This window comes from Pseudomonas fluorescens (genome assembly GCF_030344995.1).
Classification (GTDB): Bacteria; Pseudomonadota; Gammaproteobacteria; order Pseudomonadales; family Pseudomonadaceae; genus Aquipseudomonas; species Aquipseudomonas fluorescens_BF.
The window spans coordinates 6187933-6206371 of record NZ_CP128260.1 but is presented as its reverse complement, the minus strand read 5'-3'; the positions used below and the strand labels follow the sequence as shown (position 1 = coordinate 6206371).

Here is an 18439-nt window from a genome sequence, read left to right as displayed (position 1 = left end):
GACCCAATCGCTGGCAAGCCAGCTCCCACAGTGATCTTCAGTGAACACAGACTTTGTGAGCGCTTTAGAACTCGTGGGAGCTGCGGTGCGACGATTCGACTTGCCAGCGATGACGTCATCAGTCGCGCAGACTGATTACCGGCCAGCCGCGTTTCTCGGCTTCGGCACGCAGGTTCGGATCCGGGTCGACCGCCACCGGATTCGCCACCTGTTCCAGCAGCGGCAGGTCATTCATCGAGTCGCTGTAGAAGTAGCTGCCTTCCAGCGAATGCCCGGTGTCTTCCAGCCAGCGGTTCAGGCGCGTCACCTTGCCTTCGCGGAAGCACGGCACGTCGGTGCTGCGCCCGGTGTAGCGGCCGTCCTGCATCTCGCACTCGGTGGCGATCAGGGTTTCAACGCCCAGGCGCACCGCAATCGGCGCGGTGACGAAACGGTTGGTGGCGGTGATGATCACCAGTTTGTCGCCGGCATCGCGGTGCTTTTTCAGCAAATCGAGCGCCTTCGGCAGCACGATCGGCTCGATGCAGTCGCGCATGTAATCGTTGTGCCACTGGTCAAGCACGGCCATCTCGGTGCGGCCGAGGATCTCCAGGCAGAAGTTCAGGTAGGCCGCGTTATCCAGTTTGCCGGCCAGGTAATCCTGGTAGAACTCGTCGTTGCGCGCCTTGTAGGCGATCGGGTCGAGGAAGCCGCGTTCGCACAGATAATCGCCCCAGGCGTGATCGCTGTCGCCGCCCAGAAGGGTGTTGTCCAAATCGAATAAAGCCAGGCGCATTGCAGTTACCCGCTGAAAAGTCAGTAAAAAGGCCACAAGAATACGGTCTTTTCACAAGAGTGCACATAAGCTCGGAACCTTCGTTGCCGCCTTCACAACCTTTGTGGAACAATGCGGCGACATGCGTTTGCGAGGTTGTTGCCGTGATCGACCCCGATGGTTTCCGCCCTAATGTCGGGATCATTCTGACGAATGACGCCGGCCAGGTGCTATGGGCTCGCCGTATCAATCAAGATGCCTGGCAGTTTCCACAGGGGGGAATCAATCCCGAGGAGACGCCGGAAGACGCCTTGTACCGCGAGCTGAACGAAGAAGTTGGCCTGGAACGCGAAGATGTTGAAATACTGGCCTGCACCCGGGGCTGGTTGCGCTATCGTTTGCCGCAACGTCTGGTGCGAACTCACAGCCAACCGCTGTGCATAGGCCAGAAACAGAAGTGGTTTCTCCTGCGCCTGATCTCCAACGAGCAGCGGGTGCGGATGGATTTGACCGGTAAACCGGAGTTCGATGGCTGGCGCTGGGTCAGTTATTGGTATCCGTTGGGCCAGGTGGTGACATTCAAGCGCGAAGTGTATCGCCGCGCTCTCAAAGAGCTTGCCCCGCGCCTTTTAGCGCGCGACTGACGACGGAGTTCGACCCCGAGCCATGCTCAATACGCTGCGCAAGATCGTCCAGGAAGTTAACTCCGCCAAGGATCTCAAGGCGGCGTTGGGGATTATTGTGTTGCGCGTCAAAGAGGCCATGGGCAGCCAGGTCTGCTCGGTCTACCTGCTTGATCCAGAGACCAACCGCTTCGTGCTGATGGCCACCGAGGGCTTGAACAAGCGCTCGATCGGCAAGGTCAGCATGGCACCCAACGAAGGTCTGGTCGGCCTGGTCGGCACGCGTGAAGAACCCCTGAACCTCGAGAACGCCGCGGATCACCCGCGCTATCGCTACTTCGCCGAAACCGGCGAGGAGCGTTACGCCTCGTTCCTTGGGGCGCCGATCATTCACCACCGCCGCGTCGTCGGCGTGTTGGTCATCCAGCAGAAAGAACGCCGCCAGTTCGATGAAGGTGAAGAAGCCTTCCTCGTGACCATGAGCGCGCAGCTCGCGGGCGTAATCGCCCACGCCGAGGCCACCGGCTCGATCCGTGGCCTGGGCCGTCAGGGCAAGGGCATCCAGGAAGCCAAGTTCGTCGGCGTGCCGGGTTCGCCGGGTGCGGCGGTCGGTACCGCGGTGGTCATGCTGCCACCGGCGGATCTGGACGTGGTGCCGGACAAGACCATCACCGACATCGACGCTGAACTCGCGCTGTTCAAGACCGCCATCGAAGGCGTGCGCGCCGACATGCGTGCGTTGTCGGCCAAGCTGGCGACCCAGCTGCGTCCGGAAGAGCGCGCGCTGTTCGACGTCTACCTGATGATGCTCGACGATGCTTCGCTGGGCAGCGAAATCACCAACGTGATCAAGACCGGGCAGTGGGCCCAGGGCGCGCTGCGCCAGGTCGTGACCGACCACGTCAATCGTTTCGATTTGATGGACGACGAATACCTGCGTGAGCGGGCGTCGGACGTCAAGGACCTGGGCAGACGCCTGCTCGCCTACCTGCAGGAAGAGCGGCAGCAGAACCTGGTCTACCCGGAAAAGACCATTCTGGTCAGCGAAGAACTGACGCCGGCGATGCTCGGCGAGGTGCCGGAAGGCACGCTGGTCGGTCTGGTGTCGGTACTCGGTTCGGGTAACTCCCACGTCGCGATCCTGGCCCGGGCCATGGGTATCCCGACGGTGATGGGTGTAGTCGACTTGCCATACGCCAAGGTCGATGGCATTCCGATGATCGTCGACGGGCTCAAGGGCGAAATCTACACCAACCCGAGCGAAGTGCTGATCAAGCAGTTCGCCGAGGTGGTGGAAGAAGAGAAACAACTGGCGCTGGGTCTCGACTCCCTGCGCGACCTGCCGTGCGTGACCCTCGATGGCCACCGCATGCCGCTGTGGGTCAACACCGGCCTGCTGGCCGATGTGGCGCGGGCGCAGAAGCGCGGCGCCGAAGGCGTTGGTCTGTACCGCACCGAAGTGCCGTTCATGATCAACCAGCGCTTTCCGAGCGAGAAGGAACAACTGGCGATCTACCGTGAGCAGCTTGCCGCGTTTCACCCGCAACCGGTGACCATGCGCAGCCTGGACATCGGCGGTGACAAGTCGCTGTCGTACTTCCCGATCAAGGAAGACAACCCGTTCCTCGGCTGGCGCGGGATCCGCGTCACCCTCGACCACCCGGAAATCTTCCTGGTGCAGACCCGCGCGATGCTCAAGGCCAGCGAAGGCCTGAACAACCTGCGGATCCTGCTGCCGATGATCTCCGGCATCCACGAGCTCGAAGAGGCGCTGCACCTGATCCACCGGGCCTGGGGCGAAGTGCGCGATGAAGGCACCGACGTGCCGATGCCGCCGGTGGGTGTGATGATCGAAATTCCTGCGGCGGTTTACCAGACCAAAGAGCTGGCGCGGATGGTCGACTTCCTGTCGGTCGGCTCCAACGACCTGACCCAGTACCTGCTGGCGGTGGACCGCAACAACCCACGGGTGGCTGACCTCTACGACTATCTGCACCCGGCGGTGCTGCAAGCCCTGCAAACCGTGGTGCGCGACGCCCATGCCGAAGGCAAGCCGGTGAGCATCTGCGGCGAGATGGCCGGTGACCCGGCGGCAGCGGTGCTGTTGATGGCGATGGGTTTCGACAGTTTGTCGATGAACGCCACCAACCTGCCGAAGGTGAAATGGATGCTGCGTCAGATCAACCTGAGCAAGGCCAAGGATCTGCTGGCGGAACTGATGACCATCGACAACCCGCAGGTGATCCACAGCTCGCTGCAACTGGCGCTGAAGAGCCTTGGGCTGGCGAAGATGGTCAATCCGGCGGCGGTCAAACCCCTCTAGATTAGTGATGATCCCCAAAAGCCCCTCACCCTAACCCTCTCCCGGAGGGAGAGGGGACTGATCGCGGGATGTTGCAGATATGCATCGACCTGAACGAGTTGTATTGAATCCATAATCGACTCGATCTTTCAGGTCGATGTAAGGCTCAAGACACCTCGGTCGGCCCCCTCTCCCTCCGGGCGGTCCGACGTTTCGGGAGGGCTGGGCGGGCGGCGTTCCGATGAGGGCAGGCTCCTAAACACAAATCTCCACTTCCCCCAAATGCCCGCCATACGGCCCGAAACTTCGCTCCACCATCCGCCGCGTCCCGTCCGCCTGCACAATCAACGCCGTACTCGCCCGAGTCCCGTAACTCTGGCTGGCAATAAACACACTCGACAACAACGACTCGGTCGCCAGCCCCACGCCGGTATCCGGCAGATCAGCAAACGGCGCCGTCTGCGCATCCTCCAACAACGCTAACAACTGCTCGGGCTGCGGATCATCCAGCACGGCACTCAATGCCGCCTTGGCCTTGAGCAGTTTCGGCCACGGCGTATCCAGCCCGGCGTTGGACAAACCATAAACGCCGGGCTGCAACATCACCGGTTCCGAAGACCGGGCATTGAAGTGCCACAGCTCGTTGGCATTGCCCAGCAGCAGGTTGAAGCCGGCATATTCTGGCGAACGGGCGACAACGTCGGACAAATAGTCATCGATCGACAGGTTTCCTGTGAGAAAACCTGCCACCAGCTCGCCCCGGGAACGTCGGGCCGGCGGCTGATGCGGATCGCGAATGTTGGTCAGCGCCGCAAAACGACCGTTGGCACCCAGGCCGAGCCAGGTGCCCCCAGCCTCAAGATCTCGGCCGGCATGAACATGCGGCGACTCGGGCCACTGCGCCAGCGGCAGGCTGGGCCGGGCGTAGAACTCGTCACGGTTGGCCGCGACGATCAGCGGCTGGGCATGCCCCGGCCGCCAGGCGAAAACAATCAGGCACATAAGGTGGTCCTTGTGTGTTTTTTGCCCACTCTACGCAGACATCGTCCGTGCATCCATCGCCAGTGGAGCCGAAGGGTATCCATCCGTTACCATGCCGCTCCGGTTTTGGGGACGCGCCTTGGGAGGCAGTCATGGAATTTCTGCTCTATCTGGCGCTGGGCGCCTGTGCAGGCGTACTGGCCGGGCTGTTCGGGGTGGGCGGCGGGATCATCATCGTCCCGGTGCTGGTGTTCAGTTTCACCTTGCAGGGCTTCGATCCGTCGATCCTGACCCATCTGGCGGTCGGCACGTCCCTGGCGACGATCATCTTCACGTCGGTCAATGCCGTGCGCGAGCATCACCGGCGCGGCGCCGTGCGCTGGCCGATCTTCAAGTGGATGACCGTCGGCATCCTGCTCGGCGCCGGTTTCGGGGCGCTGACCGCCGAAGCGATCTCCGGGCCTAACCTGCAAAAGATCATCGGTGTGTTCGCCCTGGTGATCGCCGCGCAGCTGGCGCTGGACGTCAAACCCAAGGCCAGCCGAACGGTGCCCGGCAAGCTCGGTCTGACCATGGCCGGCAGTGTGATCGGCTGGGCCTCGGCGATTTTCGGGATTGGCGGCGGCTCGCTGACCGTGCCGTTCCTGACCTGGCGCAGTGTGCCGATGCAGCAGGCCGTGGCGACTTCGTCGGCCTGTGGCCTGCCGATTGCCGTGGCCAGTGCAATAAGTTTCATGATTCTGGGCTGGCATGATCCGTTGCTGCCGGCCCATAGTCTCGGTTTTGTGTATTTGCCGGCACTGCTCGGCATTGCGCTGACCAGCATGGTGTTCGCCCGTCTCGGCGCGCGGCTGGCGCACAGGTTGTCGCCGAAGTTGCTGAAACGGCTGTTCGCGGCTTTGCTGTTTTGCGTGGGCCTGAGCTTTCTGTTCTGAGCCGTCTGTTTTGGCAGGTCGCAATCCTGGCTTAATCCTGAGGTGACAGCGTCGCCCGGGAATTTTTGAAGATTTGAATGCTAACGAGGAGTCGCAATGCTGCCTTACCCGCAGATCGATCCGGTGGCCCTGGCCATCGGTCCGCTGAAAATCCACTGGTACGGCCTGATGTACCTGGTCGGCATCGGCGGCGCGTGGCTGCTGGCATCGCGCCGGCTCAACCGTTTCGACCCGACCTGGACCAAGGAGAAACTGTCCGATCTGGTGTTCTGGCTGTCGATGGGGGTGATTGTCGGCGGGCGTCTGGGCTATGTGCTGTTCTACGACCTGAGCGCCTACATCGCTAACCCGACACTGATTTTCGAGGTGTGGAAGGGCGGCATGTCGTTCCACGGCGGTTTCATCGGCGTGATGCTGGCCGCGCTGTGGTTCGGCAAACGTAACGGCAAGTCGTTCTTCCAGCTGATGGACTTCGTCGCGCCGATGGTGCCGATCGGTCTGGGCGCCGGGCGTATCGGCAACTTCATCAACGCCGAGCTGTGGGGCAAGGCCACCGACGTGCCGTGGGCCATGGTGTTCCCACCGTTCAGCGACCCGGCGCAACTGCCGCGTCACCCGTCCCAGCTGTATCAGTTCGCGCTGGAAGGCGTGGCGTTGTTCCTGATCCTCTGGCTGTTCTCGCGTAAACCGCGACCAACCATGGCGGTCTCGGGCATGTTTGCGCTGTTCTATGGCATCTTCCGTTTCATCGTCGAATTCGTCCGCGTGCCGGACGCGCAACTGGGCTATCTGGCCTGGAACTGGCTGACCATGGGTCAGGTACTCTGCGTGCCGATGATCATCGGCGGGCTGTTCCTGATCTGGCTGGCCTACCACCGCGCCCCGGCGGCGCCGGTTGCACCGACAGCTTAAATATTCGAACCCCGGCGATGTCTGCCGGGGCTCAAGGACACAGGTAACTCATGAAGCAATATCTCGATCTGGTGTCGCACGTCATCAACAACGGCACCAAACAGGCCAACCGTACCGGCGTGAACACCATCAGCTTTCCGGGCGCCATGTTGCGCTTCGATCTGCAGGAAGGTTTCCCGGCGATCACCACCCGCAAGATGGCCTTCAAATCGGCCATCGGCGAGATGTGCGGCTTTCTGCGTGGCGTGAACAACGCCGCCGAATTCCGTGCGCTGGGCTGCAAGGTCTGGGATCAGAACGCCAACGAAAACGCCCAGTGGCTGGCCAACCCGTTCCGTCAGGGCGAAGACGACCTCGGCGAAATCTACGGCGTGCAATGGCGCAAATGGCCAGCGTACAAGCAGATCCCGCTGAGCAACACCGCCGCCATCGAACAAACCTTGAGCAACGGCTACAAGCAGATTGCCCAGGGCGAAGAAGACGGCCAGGCCTACGTGGTGCTGTACAAAGCCATCGATCAGGTGCGCCAGTGCGTCGACACAATCATCAAGGACCCGGGCAGCCGCCGTATCCTGTTCCACGGCTGGAACTGCGCCCAGCTCGATGAAATGGCTCTGCCGCCGTGCCATCTGCTGTACCAGTTCCACCCGAATGTCGAGACCAAAGAGATTTCTCTGACCCTCTACATCCGTTCCAACGACCTGGGTCTGGGCACGCCGTTCAACCTCACCGAAGGCGCCGCGCTGCTGAGCCTGATCGGTCGCCTGACCGGCTACACGCCGCGCTGGTTCACCTATTTCATCGGTGACGCCCACGTCTACGAAAACCACCTGGACATGCTCAACGAACAGCTCAAGCGCGAGCCGTTCGCCATGCCGAAGCTGAAGATTTCGGACCGCGTGCCGGAGTTTGCCAAGACCGGTGTTTATCAGCCGGAATGGCTGGAGCTGGTGGAGCCGAGCGACTTCTCGCTGGAAGGCTACGAGCACCATGCGCCGATGACTGCGCCGATGGCGGTCTGACAGACTGCCATTAGACCTGTGGGAGCTGGCTTGCCAGCGATGACGGCAGCACATTCAACATTGATGTGTCTGTAAAACCGCTATCGCTGGCAAGCCAGCTCCCACAATGTTTTGTGGTGTTGTCAGTGGCCGTGACTACGGCCCACATGCGAATGCTCAACCTCCGCCGCCACAACCCCGCCACTCACCTCCAGCCGCTGCAAAATCCCGCACTGATCCGCCTCCGGCCCTTCGCCACAGCGCTGGCGCAGGTCGAGCAGTTGCGTCTGCAAGGCCAATAACCCATCGATCCGCGCCTTGACGTGCTGGATGTGCTCGTCGATCAGCGCATTCACGCTTTCGCATTGATCCTGCGGGCTGTCGCGCAGGGCGAGCAGGCTGCGGATTTCTTCGAGGGTCATGTCGAGGGTGCGGCAGTTGCGGATGAAGGTCAGGCGCTCGGCGTGTGCCTGGGTGTAGACGCGGTAGTTGCCGTCGCTGCGGGCCGGTTCCGGCAGCAGGTTTTCGCGCTCGTAGTAGCGAATGGTTTCCACGGCGCAGTCGGTCTGTTTCGCCAGTTCTCCGATCTTCATGACGGCAATCTCCAAAAGGGTGCTTGACCCTATAGTGGCTACAGGGTCTTTACTTGGCAACAGGCACCTTCATGGACGCGACCAATGAGCGATTCCCTGCACACCCACAAGCCCGGCGACGGGCACGATCACAGTCACAAACTGCAGCCTGTGCATAAACATGCCCACGCCGGCGATTCCTGCTGCGGGTCGAAAACCGTTACACCGGCGCCGGTTCATTCGAGTGAAGACTCTTGCTGCTCGTCGAAAGCCGAAGCGCCTTTACTCGTGCAACTGAGCGAGGCAAAAAGTGCCGACGCCCGGCTGAGCAGCTTCCGCATCGAGGCGATGGACTGCCCGACCGAACAGACGCTGATCCAGAACAAGCTCGGCAAACTGGCCGGGATCCAGCAACTCGAATTCAACCTGATCAATCGCGTGCTCGGTGTGACTCACAATCTACCGGACACCGCGCCGATCATCGACGCGATCAAATCCCTCGGCATGCAGGCCGAGCCGCTGGAGGCAGGCGTCGAAGCGCCAACGCCGGCGCCGGTGAAAAAACACTGGTGGCCGCTGGCACTGTCCGGCGTCGGTGCGCTCGCTGCGGAAGTGATCCACTTCACCAGCGCCGCGCCGACCTGGGTGGTGGCGATCATCGCGCTGATCTCGATCCTCAGCGGCGGCCTCACCACCTACAAGAAGGGCTGGATCGCCCTGAAGAACCGCAACCTCAACATTAATGCCCTGATGAGCATCGCCGTGACCGGCGCCGTGTTGATCGGCCAATGGCCGGAAGCGGCGATGGTGATGTTCCTGTTCACCGTGGCCGAGTTGATCGAAGCGCGCTCGCTGGATCGCGCACGCAACGCCATCAGCGGCCTGATGCAGATGACGCCGGAGCAGGCCACGGTGTTGCAGGCTGACGGCAACTGGGTCGAACTGGACGTCAAAAGCATCGATCTCGGCGCCCACGTGCGGGTTAAACCCGGTGAGCGCATTGCGCTGGACGGTGAAGTCGTCAGCGGCAGTTCGACTATCGATCAAGCGCCGATCACCGGTGAAAGCCTGCCGGTAGAGAAAACTGTCGGCGACAAAGTGTTCGCTGGCACCATCAACCAGGCCGGTTCGCTGGAATACGCAGTGACGGCAGCGGCGAATAATTCCACCCTGGCGCGAATCATCCACGCCGTGGAACAGGCGCAAGGCGCGCGTGCGCCGACCCAGCGCTTCGTCGATCAGTTCTCGAAAATCTACACCCCGGTGGTCTTCGTTCTGGCCCTGGCCGTGGCGATCATCCCGCCGCTGTTCATGGGGGCCGCGTGGTTCGACTGGATCTACCGCGCGCTGGTGCTGCTGGTGGTCGCGTGCCCGTGCGCACTGGTGATTTCCACCCCGGTCACCATCGTCAGCGGCCTCGCGGCGGCGGCGCGCAAAGGCATTCTGGTCAAGGGCGGCGTGTACCTGGAGGGCGGTTTCAAGCTCGACTATCTGGCCCTCGACAAGACCGGCACCATCACCCACGGCAAACCGGTGCAGACCGATTACCTGTCCCTCGACCCGACCGCCGACGCCACGGCCCCGGCCATTGCCGCCGCGCTGGCCGGGCGTTCCGATCACCCGGTGTCGCTGGCCATCGCCAAGGCGGCTGTGGATAAAGGTTTCGCGTCGCTGGTTGTGGATAACTTCGAAGCGCTGGCCGGCCGTGGGGTAAAAGGCGAGGTCAACGGTCAGGTTTACCACTTGGGCAATCACCGACTGGTTGAAGAACTGGGCCTGTGCTCGCCGCAACTGGAAGAAAAACTGTTCGCGCTGGAGAAACAGGGCAAATCCGTGGTGCTGCTGCTCGACAGCTCTGGCCCGCTGGCACTGTTCGCCGTGGCCGACACCGTCAAGGAAACCAGCCGCGAAGCGATCCGCCAACTGCACGAACTGGGCGTGAAAACCCTGATGCTCACCGGCGACAACGTCCACACCGCGCAGGCGATTGCGGCGCAAGTCGGGATCGATCAGGCCAAGGGCGACTTGCTGCCGACCGACAAATTGCAAGCCATCGAAGACCTGTATGCGCAGGGCCGTCGGGTAGGCATGGTCGGCGATGGCATCAACGATGCGCCGGCACTGGCTCGGGCGGAGATCGGTTTTGCGATGGCAGCGGCCGGTACCGATACGGCGATTGAAACCGCCGATGTCGCCCTGATGGACGACGATCTGCGCAAGATACCGGCCTTCATCAGCCTGTCGCGCCATACCGCCGCTATCCTGAAACAGAACATCGCGCTGGCGCTGGTGATCAAAGCGATCTTTCTTGGGGTAACCTTCGCCGGGCTCGCCACCATGTGGATGGCGGTGTTTGCCGACATGGGCGTAAGCCTGCTGGTGGTGTTCAACGGTTTGCGCCTGTTGCGCAAATAGAGGAAGAGGGACGGTTGTGCTGAGTGCCGAGCTGAAAGCGTTTTACATGGTGGCCCGCCTGGGCAGCATCACGCTGGCGGCGAAAAAGCTCGGCCTCAGCCAACCGACTGTAACCACCCAGATCCGCAATCTGGAAAGCCAGTATTCGGTGGAGCTGTTCTACCGTGGCGGCCGGCGTCTGAGTGTCAGCGACGAAGGCGCGCAGCTGTTGCCGATGGTCAAAGCCTTGTTGCAGCAGGAAGCCGATATCGAGTTCTTCCTGCGCAACAGCGGCCAGGTGCAGGGCACGCTGCGCATCGCCGCCACCGCGCCGTATTACATCCTCGATCTGGTGAAAACCTTTCGCGAGCGCCTGCCGCAGGTGGAAGTCTCGGTGGAAATCGGCAACTCGCAGCAAGTGCTCGAAGCGCTGGAGGATTACCGGGTGGATGTCGCGGCGTCGTCGCAATTGCTCGACGATGCACGGCTGATCCGTCGGGTGTTGGGCAGCGATCCGCTGGTGCTGGCGGTGCATCGCAATCATCCGCTGGCGGCGCACGACCATGTGACGCTGAGCGCGCTGGCCGGGCATACCTTGCTGATGCGTGAATCTGGCTCGACCACTCGGCGCCTGACCGAAGAGTTGCTGGCCAGCGCCGGGGTCAGTTTCGGCCCGTTGCTGGAGATCGGCAGCCGCGAGTCGATCCGCGAAGCCGTGCTGCGCAACATCGGCATCAGCATCATCGCCCGCCAGGAAGTGCCGCACGATCCGCAGTTGCGGGTGTTGACGCTCGAAAATGCGCCGCAGATTCCCGAATACCTCTACTGCCTCAAAGAACGCAAGAACGCCCGGTTGCCGGCGGCGTTTCTCGGACTGGCGCAGGAAATGTCCCCGGCCTGAGATTTTTCAGTGCCTGTGCTGGCCTCTTCGTCGGACTAGGCAACGCAGGACTTGAGACCTGAACCAAAATCCCCGAATACCATTATCGGTCGATTTTGCCTCGTTGCCATATGACCGACGCATTACAACTCTAGGATTCGTCTCATCTGCTTGATGAGGCCTGTCCATGAACCCTGCAATCGCAACTGCCCTGACCAACCCCGGCGCACCGATGAAAGTGCGCGGCGTGCAGAAGCGCTTCGGCGCCTTCACTGCGCTGGATAACGTCTCCCTCGATGTCGCGGCCGGTGAACTGGTGTGCCTGCTCGGCCCGTCAGGTTGCGGCAAGACCACGCTACTGCGTTGCATCGCCGGTCTGGAAAAACAGGACAGCGGCGAGTTGTACCTCGGTGAGCGCGACGTTTCCCACCTCGCGCCCCAAGCTCGGGACTACGGCATTCTGTTCCAGTCCTACGCGCTGTTCCCCAATCTGACGGTCGAAGCGAACATTGCCTACGGCCTCGCCGGCAGCGGTCGCGATGAAGTGCGCCGTCGCGTCGGTCAGATGCTGGAACTGGTCGGCCTCACCGGCAGTGAGAAAAAGTACCCCGGCCAGTTGTCCGGCGGCCAGCAGCAACGCGTGGCGTTGGCCCGCGCCTTGGCCCCCGCGCCGTCGCTGCTGTTGCTCGACGAGCCGATGTCGGCCCTCGACGCCCGGGTCCGCGAGCATCTGTGCACCGAGCTGCGCCAGCTGCAACGCAACCTCGGCATCACCACCCTGATGGTTACCCACAATCAGGACGAAGCCATGCTGATGGCCGATCGCATCGCTGTGATGAACAACGGCAAGGTCGAGCAGTACGCCACCCCGCAGGAAATCTACAATCGCCCGGCCACACCGTTCGTGGCCGAGTTCGTCGGCCAGGGTAACTGGCTGCCGTTCCAGCGCAGCAGCGACAGCCACGCCAAGGTCGGCGGGATGAACTTGCGCCTGGCCGATGGCAGCGTCCACAGTCCGTCGGGCCGTTTGTTCTGCCGTCCGGAAGCGATCAACGTCAATCCGCTGGTGCACGAAGAAAACCTGTTCCCGGCCAAGGTCCGCGAGATCACTTTCCTCGGCAACCGCTGTCGCATGAGCTTCGAACTCGATCAATTGCCCGGTCATGCCTTGCTCGCCGAACTGGCGCCGGAAGCCATGCCGCGCCTTGGCGCCCAGCAGATCATGGTCGCCTTGCCGCCACGCAGCCTGCAGGTGTTTGCCTGATGAACAGCAACCTCGCACTGCCGCTACCGCAAAAGCAGGCGCGGCAGGTGTCCGGGGCCGAGGTCGGCGACCGGATCTTCGTCCTCGGCGGCAAACTCCTGCTGCTGGTGCTGCTCGGTGTGGCGGTGCTGTTGCCATTGCTGGCGATCTTCTGGCGAGGTTTCAGCAGCGAAGCCGGGCAGGGCGGTGGATGGCTCGCCGCGAAGGAATTGGTGAGCAGCGACAACTTCCACTGGTTGCTCGGCAACAGCCTGAAAGTTTCCCTCAGCGTCGCGGCGATCGTCGTACCGCTGGCCTACCTGTTTGCCTACGCCTTGCAGCGCACGCTGATTCCGGCAAAAGGTATCTGGCGCGGTATTTCGCTGCTGCCGCTGATGGCGCCGTCGATGTTGCCGGGGATTGCGCTGGTGTACCTGTTCGGCAATCAGGGGATGTTGCGCGGGCTGCTGTCGGACAACATCTACGGTTTCTGGGGGATTGTTCTGGGTGAGGTGATCTACACCTTCCCACACGCCTTGATGATTTTGCTGTCAGCCCTGTCGCTGGCAGATGCGCGACTGTTCGACGCTGCGTCGAGCATGGGCGCCAGCCCTGCGAAAGCCTTCCGCAGCATCACCTGGCCGGCTACCCGTCAGGCCGTGTTCGCCGCGTTCTGTCTGGTGTTCACCCTGACCATCACCGATTTCGGTGTGCCGGTGGTGGTCGGTGGCGACTATCAGGTGCTGGCGCTGGAAGCCTACAAAGCGGTGGTCGGCCAACAGCAATTCGGTCGCGGCGCGTTGATCGGCATGGTTCTGTTGCTGCCGGCGCTGTTCAGCTTCGGCGTCGATGCCTGGCTGCGTCGGCGTCACGGCGATTCCATGGGCGGCCGCGCCCAGGTGTTCAAACCGGCTCCATCGAAGAAGCGCGACGCCTTTTATCTCAGCGTTGTCCTGCTGATCAGCGCCGCGTTGCTGCTGGTGTTCGGCATGGCGGTGTTCTCATCGCTGGTGAAGTTCTGGCCGTACAACCTGTCGCTGTCGCTCAACCACTACCAGTTCAACGAGACCGCCGGCGGTGGCTGGCTGGCCTACGGCAACAGTTTGAAGATGGCGCTGGGCACGGCGTTGATCGGCAGCGTGCTGATCTTCACCGGCGCCTACCTGATGGAAAAGACCCGCAGCCAGCGCGGGCTGAATCTGACGCTGCGCATGCTCAGTTTCGTACCGATGGCGGTGCCGGGGCTGGTGCTCGGTCTGGGTTACGTCTTCTTCTTCAACCTGACCGGCAACCCGCTGCACGTGCTGTACGGGACCATGACCCTGCTGATCGTCTGCACCATTGCTCACTATTTGACCACTGCGCAGATGACCGCCACCACCGCACTGCGCCAGCTCGACGCCGAGTTCGAAGCTGCCGCGCTGTCGCTCAAGGCGCCGCTGTACCGGCATTACCTGCGGGTCACCGTGCCGATCTGCCTGCCGGCGCTGCTGGACATCGTGCGCTACCTGTTCGTCTCGGCCATGACCACCGTGTCCGCCGCGATCTTCCTTTACAGCCCCGACACCATCCTCGCGGCGGTGGCGGTGCTGAACATGGATGACGCCGGCAACGTCGGCGGCGCAGCGGCGATGTCGACCCTGATTCTGTTCACCTCGGCGGGCGTGTCCTTGCTGCTGGCGTGGGCTTCGCGCGGCTTGCTGCGCCGTTCCCAGGCCTGGCGGCAAACGGCGCCCGGCCACTGATCCACGACTTGTCCCTATAGCCTCAACTCACCTACAGGAAAACGATCATGTTCAAGCCTATGGCCCTGGCCGCTGCTGTGCTCGCTACTTTCAGCCTGAATGCCTTCGCGGCAAAAACCGAGTTGACGGTGTACACCGCCCTCGAAGCCGAACAGTTGAAGTCCTACAAAGAGGCCTTCGAAAAGGCCAACCCGGACGTCGAGATCAAGTGGGTGCGCGACTCCACCGGGATCATCACCGCCAAACTGCTGGCCGAAAAGGATCGCCCGCAGGCTGACGCTGTCTGGGGCCTAGCGGCGTCGAGCCTGGCGATCCTTGATCAGCAAGGCATGCTGCAAAGCTATGCGCCGAAGGATCTGGGCAAGATCGGCGCGAACTACCGCGACGCTGCCAACCCGCCAGCCTGGGTCGGCATGGACGTTTGGGCCGCGACGATTTGCTTCAACACCGTCGAGGCCGAGAAGCAGGGCCTGACCAAACCGGTGAGCTGGCAGGACCTGACCAAGCCTGAGTACAAAGGCAAGATCGTGATGCCGAACCCGGCCTCGTCCGGCACCGGTTTCCTCGACGTCAGCGCCTGGCTGCAAACCTTCGGCGAGAAACAGGGCTGGGCCTACATGGACGGTCTGCACCAGAACATCGGCCAGTACGTTCACTCCGGTTCCAAGCCTTGCAAACTGGCGGCGGCGGGCGAATTCCCGATCGGGATTTCCTTCGAATACCCGGCCGTTCAGCTGAAGCGTCAGGGCGCGCCGCTGGACATCATCCTGCCGAAGGAAGGCCTGGGCTGGGAGATCGAAGCGACTGCCGTGATCAAAGGCACGCCGCATGAAGAAGCCGCGAAGAAACTGGCCGATTTCTCCGCCAGCGCTCCGGCGATGGACCTGTACAAGGAAAACTTCGCCGTCCTCGCTCAGCCGGGCATCGCCAAGCCGCAGACCGAACTGCCGGCCGACTACGAGCAGCGCCTGATCAAGAACGACTTTGCGTGGGCCTCGAAGAACCGCGACGAGATCCTGACCGAATGGCGCAAGCGCTATGACGGCAAGTCCGAGAAAGTCGCTGCCAAGTAAGTTCTTCATCGACTGACAGTGCCTCTTCGCGAGCAAGCCCGCTCCCACACTGGATCGCATTCACAACGCAATTCCCTGTGGGAGCGAGCTTGCTCGCGAAAGCGGTCTCTCATTCAGAGCACCTCTAGATGACACAACACAAAGACTTGTTGATCGTCGGCGCCGGCATCCTCGGCTTGTCCCACGCCTATGCCGCCGCCCGGCGCGGTCTCAAGGTCACGGTTTTCGAGCGCACTGCCACGCCTGTTGGCGCATCGGTACGCAACTTCGGCCAGGCGCTGGTCACCGGCCAGCCACCGGGCCCGATGCTCGAACTGGCCAAGGCCAGCCGCGAAATCTGGGGCCAGTGGGCGCAGCTCGCCGGCCTGCAACTCAAACGCAACGGCTCGTACCTGTTCGCCCGCACCGAAGTTGAAGAGCACTTGCTCGAAGCCTTCTGCACCGGGCGCGCCGTCGAGCATGGCTACCGCGTCGAGCTGCTGCGCGGTGCCGCGTTGCGCGATTTGTACGGCGGCCAGTTCAGCCATCACCGCGCCGCGCTGCACGGCATGGACGATCAACAGCTATATTCCCGGGAGGCGATTCCGGCGCTGATCGAATACCTGCGCCGCGAACTCGACGTCGAGTTTCACTTCTCGACGCTGGTGCGCGATGTCGAGCCGGGGAGGCTGCAAAGCACTGCCGGCACTTTTACCGCCGAACAGATCATCGTCTGTTCCGGCCACGATTATCAGACCCTGGTGGCCGAGCCGATTGCCGCCCTCGACCCGCAGATCTGCCGTCTGCAAATGCTCCGCGCCCGGCCACAGATCGACCTGAACTTGCAACACGCCTTGCTCACCGGCCTCAGCTGCGTGCATTACGGCGCCTTTGCCGATCTGCCGGAAGCGTCGGCGGTACAGGCGCAAATCCTGCGCGAACAACCGCACTTGCAGGAAAACGGCATCCACCTGCTGATCAGCCCGACGCCGTATGGCGAACTGATCATCGGCGACTCGCACCATTACGGCAGCGATCCATCGCCGTTCAACGCCGAGCAGGTCGACAACTGGATGCTCGAACTGGCCGAACAGACCCTTGGCTGCAAGGTGCAAGTGGTCGAACGCTGGCAGGGTGTCTATGGTTCTCGGGGGCCGGGGCCGTTTTCGTTCCTGCGTCCGGCGCCGGGGCTGAGTGTGGCGCTGATGCACAGCGGCGTCGGTATGAGCGTCGGCCCGGCCATGGCCGAGCGCAATGTTGCACAGCTTTTTGGAGAGCACTGATGTTGAGTCACGAGCAAGTCATCGACCGGGTGTTCGGCCTTTATGAGCGCTTTGGCGCCAGTGACTACATCGGCGAACCGGTGTCGCAGATCGAGCACATGTCCCAGGCGGCGCAACTGGCCATCGCCGAAGGCTTCGACGACGAAGTGGTGCTCGCCGCGTTCTTTCATGACATCGGCCATTTGTGTGCCGAAGGCGCGGAAAACATGGGCGGTTACGGCGTGGTCAGCCACGAACGCCTCGGCGCGGACTATTTGCGTGAGGCCGGCTTCAGTGAACGTCTGGCGCGGCTGGTGGAATATCACGTTCAGGCAAAGCGTTATCTGACGCTCAGGGAATCGGGTTACTACGACCGCTTGAGCGAAGCCAGCCGCCGCACTCTGGAATATCAGGGCGGGGTGATGACCGAGGCCGAAGCCGATGCGTTCGAGCGCGACCCGTTGTGCGCCGTCAGTCTGCGGATGCGTCAGTGGGATGAGCTGGCGAAGGAAATGGCGGTGCCGGTGATGGATCTTGCGGTGCTGAAGCACAAGGCTTTTACCGTGCTGTCCCGCGAGGCGCGCTGAACCTTCTTACGCCAATCCGGGAAACGGTGCATGGCGTGTGTTGCCCCTTCGGGCCAGACTGGTTTTTTGCCGAAGGAGCGCACGGATGCGTTTTTTGAAAGTGATTGCCCGGGATCGATCGGGCAGCGGCGCAGGGGACAGCGTCCAGTTGCGCTTTCATGACCGCGAACAGGATTGGCGTGAAGCTACGGCTCGTGAAGTCGCGCAACTGCGCAGCTTCACCCGAACCTATCTGAAATGTGCCTGGTTCAACGCGGACGACGAGGACACGCGACATCTGCGGATCTTCGCTCTGAACCCCGGCAGCGATGGAACGCCAGAATCAGTAAGGCTGCACTTTCACCAAGGCGAATCCGTCGCTTACAAGGCCGCCGTCCACGACCTGGATAACGATGGCCGCTTCGAGGTTGTCCTGTGTTCGGACGTCGACAACGACGGGCGCGCCAATCGCACGGATCGCAGCCGTATCACGGCGTTGGTCAAACAGTTCGTCAAGCTTGGTTGGTTTCGAGATCGATGTGAATAAGCATTCGCGGAGCTTTGGCGTTAAAAGATTTCGAGGATTGCTGAATAGTCGTACAGGTGGCGGAGATGTTTCGGGCAGAACGGATGAGGTGATTGTTCTAGTTTGAGGCGCTCCTCCATTTAGAGTTATAAACATGCGTTACTTGATAGCTATCGCCCAGGACCGTTTCGAAAACGGTCGGACGGATTCGGTGTTGCTCGAGTTTCACGAGGTGTGTGATCAGCCGCCTGGAACGGTGGTGGTCAGCGAAGCTGTCGCAATTGATTTCGACGCTGACGGCAAGGTGGACTTCCAGAAAGGTGATGTGAACCACAACGGAAAGGAAAACTCCATTGATCACCGTTTGCTGGCGATCTTCGCCAATTCCTATATGAAGATGAACTGGACCAATACGGGGGTGAGGCGCAATCGATACATGAAAATTTTCTCCGAGGATTTTCATGGCGACGGTTCACCGAATGTCGTGAAATTGCAGCTCTACACATGCCGGCCCGATGGTACAGAGGAGAAGCTTGTCTCTTGGCACGGAATGTTTGATAGCAACAACGATGGCACGCTGGACTGCATTGTCAACGCGGACGCCAATCACGACGGATTGATTGAGCATATCGACAGTGTGATAGTTCAGTCCCTGGCCAATGTCTTTCAGATGTTCAAATGGAAAGGATGA

The 18439-nt window shown here is 61.7% G+C and carries 17 protein-coding genes; 14 read left to right on the top strand and 3 right to left on the bottom strand.

Annotated features, from left to right (window positions below; all coding sequences use genetic code 11):
* Nucleotides 1–118: 118 nt before the first annotated feature.
* A complete protein-coding gene (locus tag QR290_RS27995) occupies nucleotides 119–775 on the bottom strand; it encodes an HAD family hydrolase (RefSeq protein WP_115079572.1) in 657 nt (218 codons plus the stop codon).
* Between the two features lie 143 nt (nucleotides 776–918).
* Between QR290_RS27995 and QR290_RS27990 the strand changes: the two genes are divergently transcribed.
* Together QR290_RS27990 and ptsP are read left to right on the top strand one after the other, a co-directional pair.
* Complete coding sequence (locus tag QR290_RS27990; RefSeq protein ID WP_003229203.1) at nucleotides 919–1398, top strand: RNA pyrophosphohydrolase; 480 nt, start codon at nucleotides 919–921, stop codon at nucleotides 1396–1398.
* Between the two features lie 22 nt (nucleotides 1399–1420).
* Nucleotides 1421–3700, top strand: coding sequence for a phosphoenolpyruvate--protein phosphotransferase (gene ptsP / locus QR290_RS27985; RefSeq protein WP_115079571.1), 2280 nt, complete (start codon nucleotides 1421–1423; stop codon nucleotides 3698–3700).
* A 234-nt stretch (nucleotides 3701–3934) separates the two neighbouring features.
* Here ptsP and QR290_RS27980 read toward each other — a convergent pair whose 3' ends face one another.
* Nucleotides 3935–4681 (bottom strand): NRDE family protein, encoded by a 747-nt coding sequence (locus QR290_RS27980; RefSeq protein ID WP_115079570.1) that lies wholly within the window; start codon nucleotides 4679–4681, stop codon nucleotides 3935–3937.
* A 131-nt stretch (nucleotides 4682–4812) separates the two neighbouring features.
* Here QR290_RS27980 and QR290_RS27975 point away from each other — a divergent pair, with 131 nt between their 5' ends.
* From QR290_RS27975 to QR290_RS27965, 3 genes are all read left to right on the top strand, one after another.
* Nucleotides 4813–5595 (top strand): sulfite exporter TauE/SafE family protein, encoded by a 783-nt coding sequence (locus QR290_RS27975; RefSeq protein ID WP_007953465.1) that lies wholly within the window; start codon nucleotides 4813–4815, stop codon nucleotides 5593–5595.
* A gap of 96 nt (nucleotides 5596–5691) precedes the next feature.
* Nucleotides 5692–6507, top strand: a complete 816-nt coding sequence (gene lgt, locus QR290_RS27970) for a prolipoprotein diacylglyceryl transferase (RefSeq protein ID WP_007953463.1) — start codon at nucleotides 5692–5694, stop codon at nucleotides 6505–6507.
* 50 nt (nucleotides 6508–6557) lie between these two features.
* Nucleotides 6558–7529 (top strand): thymidylate synthase, encoded by a 972-nt coding sequence (locus tag QR290_RS27965; protein ID WP_011336420.1) that lies wholly within the window; start codon nucleotides 6558–6560, stop codon nucleotides 7527–7529.
* A 122-nt stretch (nucleotides 7530–7651) separates the two neighbouring features.
* On the opposite strand, the gene cadR is transcribed toward QR290_RS27965, so the two are convergent.
* Entirely contained in the window at nucleotides 7652–8101 is a 450-nt protein-coding gene (cadR, locus tag QR290_RS27960; protein ID WP_007953454.1) for a Cd(II)/Pb(II)-responsive transcriptional regulator, read from the bottom strand.
* A gap of 84 nt (nucleotides 8102–8185) precedes the next feature.
* On the opposite strand from cadR, the gene QR290_RS27955 reads away from it, so the two are divergent.
* The 9 genes from QR290_RS27955 (at nucleotide 8186) to QR290_RS27915 (ending at nucleotide 18439) form a co-directional block, all read left to right on the top strand.
* Nucleotides 8186–10495 carry a heavy metal translocating P-type ATPase gene (locus QR290_RS27955; RefSeq protein WP_289204020.1) on the top strand — a complete coding sequence of 770 codons (2310 nt, stop codon included), beginning with the start codon at nucleotides 8186–8188 and terminating at the stop codon, nucleotides 10493–10495.
* 16 nt (nucleotides 10496–10511) lie between these two features.
* Complete coding sequence (locus tag QR290_RS27950; protein ID WP_289204019.1) at nucleotides 10512–11375, top strand: LysR family transcriptional regulator; 864 nt, start codon at nucleotides 10512–10514, stop codon at nucleotides 11373–11375.
* 166 nt (nucleotides 11376–11541) lie between these two features.
* The gene (locus QR290_RS27945) at nucleotides 11542–12618 is read left to right on the top strand and encodes a putative 2-aminoethylphosphonate ABC transporter ATP-binding protein (protein ID WP_007953451.1); all 1077 of its coding nucleotides are present in this window, start codon (nucleotides 11542–11544) and stop codon (nucleotides 12616–12618) included.
* The gene (locus QR290_RS27940; protein ID WP_289204018.1) at nucleotides 12618–14342 is read left to right on the top strand and encodes a putative 2-aminoethylphosphonate ABC transporter permease subunit; all 1725 of its coding nucleotides are present in this window, start codon (nucleotides 12618–12620) and stop codon (nucleotides 14340–14342) included. Before QR290_RS27945 ends, QR290_RS27940 begins: the two co-directional genes overlap by 1 nt.
* A 47-nt stretch (nucleotides 14343–14389) precedes the next feature.
* Entirely contained in the window at nucleotides 14390–15415 is a 1026-nt protein-coding gene (locus QR290_RS27935; RefSeq protein WP_064600170.1) for a putative 2-aminoethylphosphonate ABC transporter substrate-binding protein, read from the top strand.
* A gap of 128 nt (nucleotides 15416–15543) precedes the next feature.
* The gene (locus QR290_RS27930) at nucleotides 15544–16677 is read left to right on the top strand and encodes a TIGR03364 family FAD-dependent oxidoreductase (RefSeq protein WP_289204017.1); all 1134 of its coding nucleotides are present in this window, start codon (nucleotides 15544–15546) and stop codon (nucleotides 16675–16677) included.
* Entirely contained in the window at nucleotides 16677–17243 is a 567-nt protein-coding gene (locus QR290_RS27925; protein ID WP_289204016.1) for a phosphonate degradation HD-domain oxygenase, read from the top strand. Before QR290_RS27930 ends, QR290_RS27925 begins: the two co-directional genes overlap by 1 nt.
* An 85-nt stretch (nucleotides 17244–17328) precedes the next feature.
* Nucleotides 17329–17769 (top strand): hypothetical protein, encoded by a 441-nt coding sequence (locus tag QR290_RS27920; protein ID WP_289204015.1) that lies wholly within the window; start codon nucleotides 17329–17331, stop codon nucleotides 17767–17769.
* A 133-nt stretch (nucleotides 17770–17902) separates the two neighbouring features.
* Nucleotides 17903–18439, top strand: a complete 537-nt coding sequence (locus tag QR290_RS27915) for a hypothetical protein (RefSeq protein ID WP_289204014.1) — start codon at nucleotides 17903–17905, stop codon at nucleotides 18437–18439.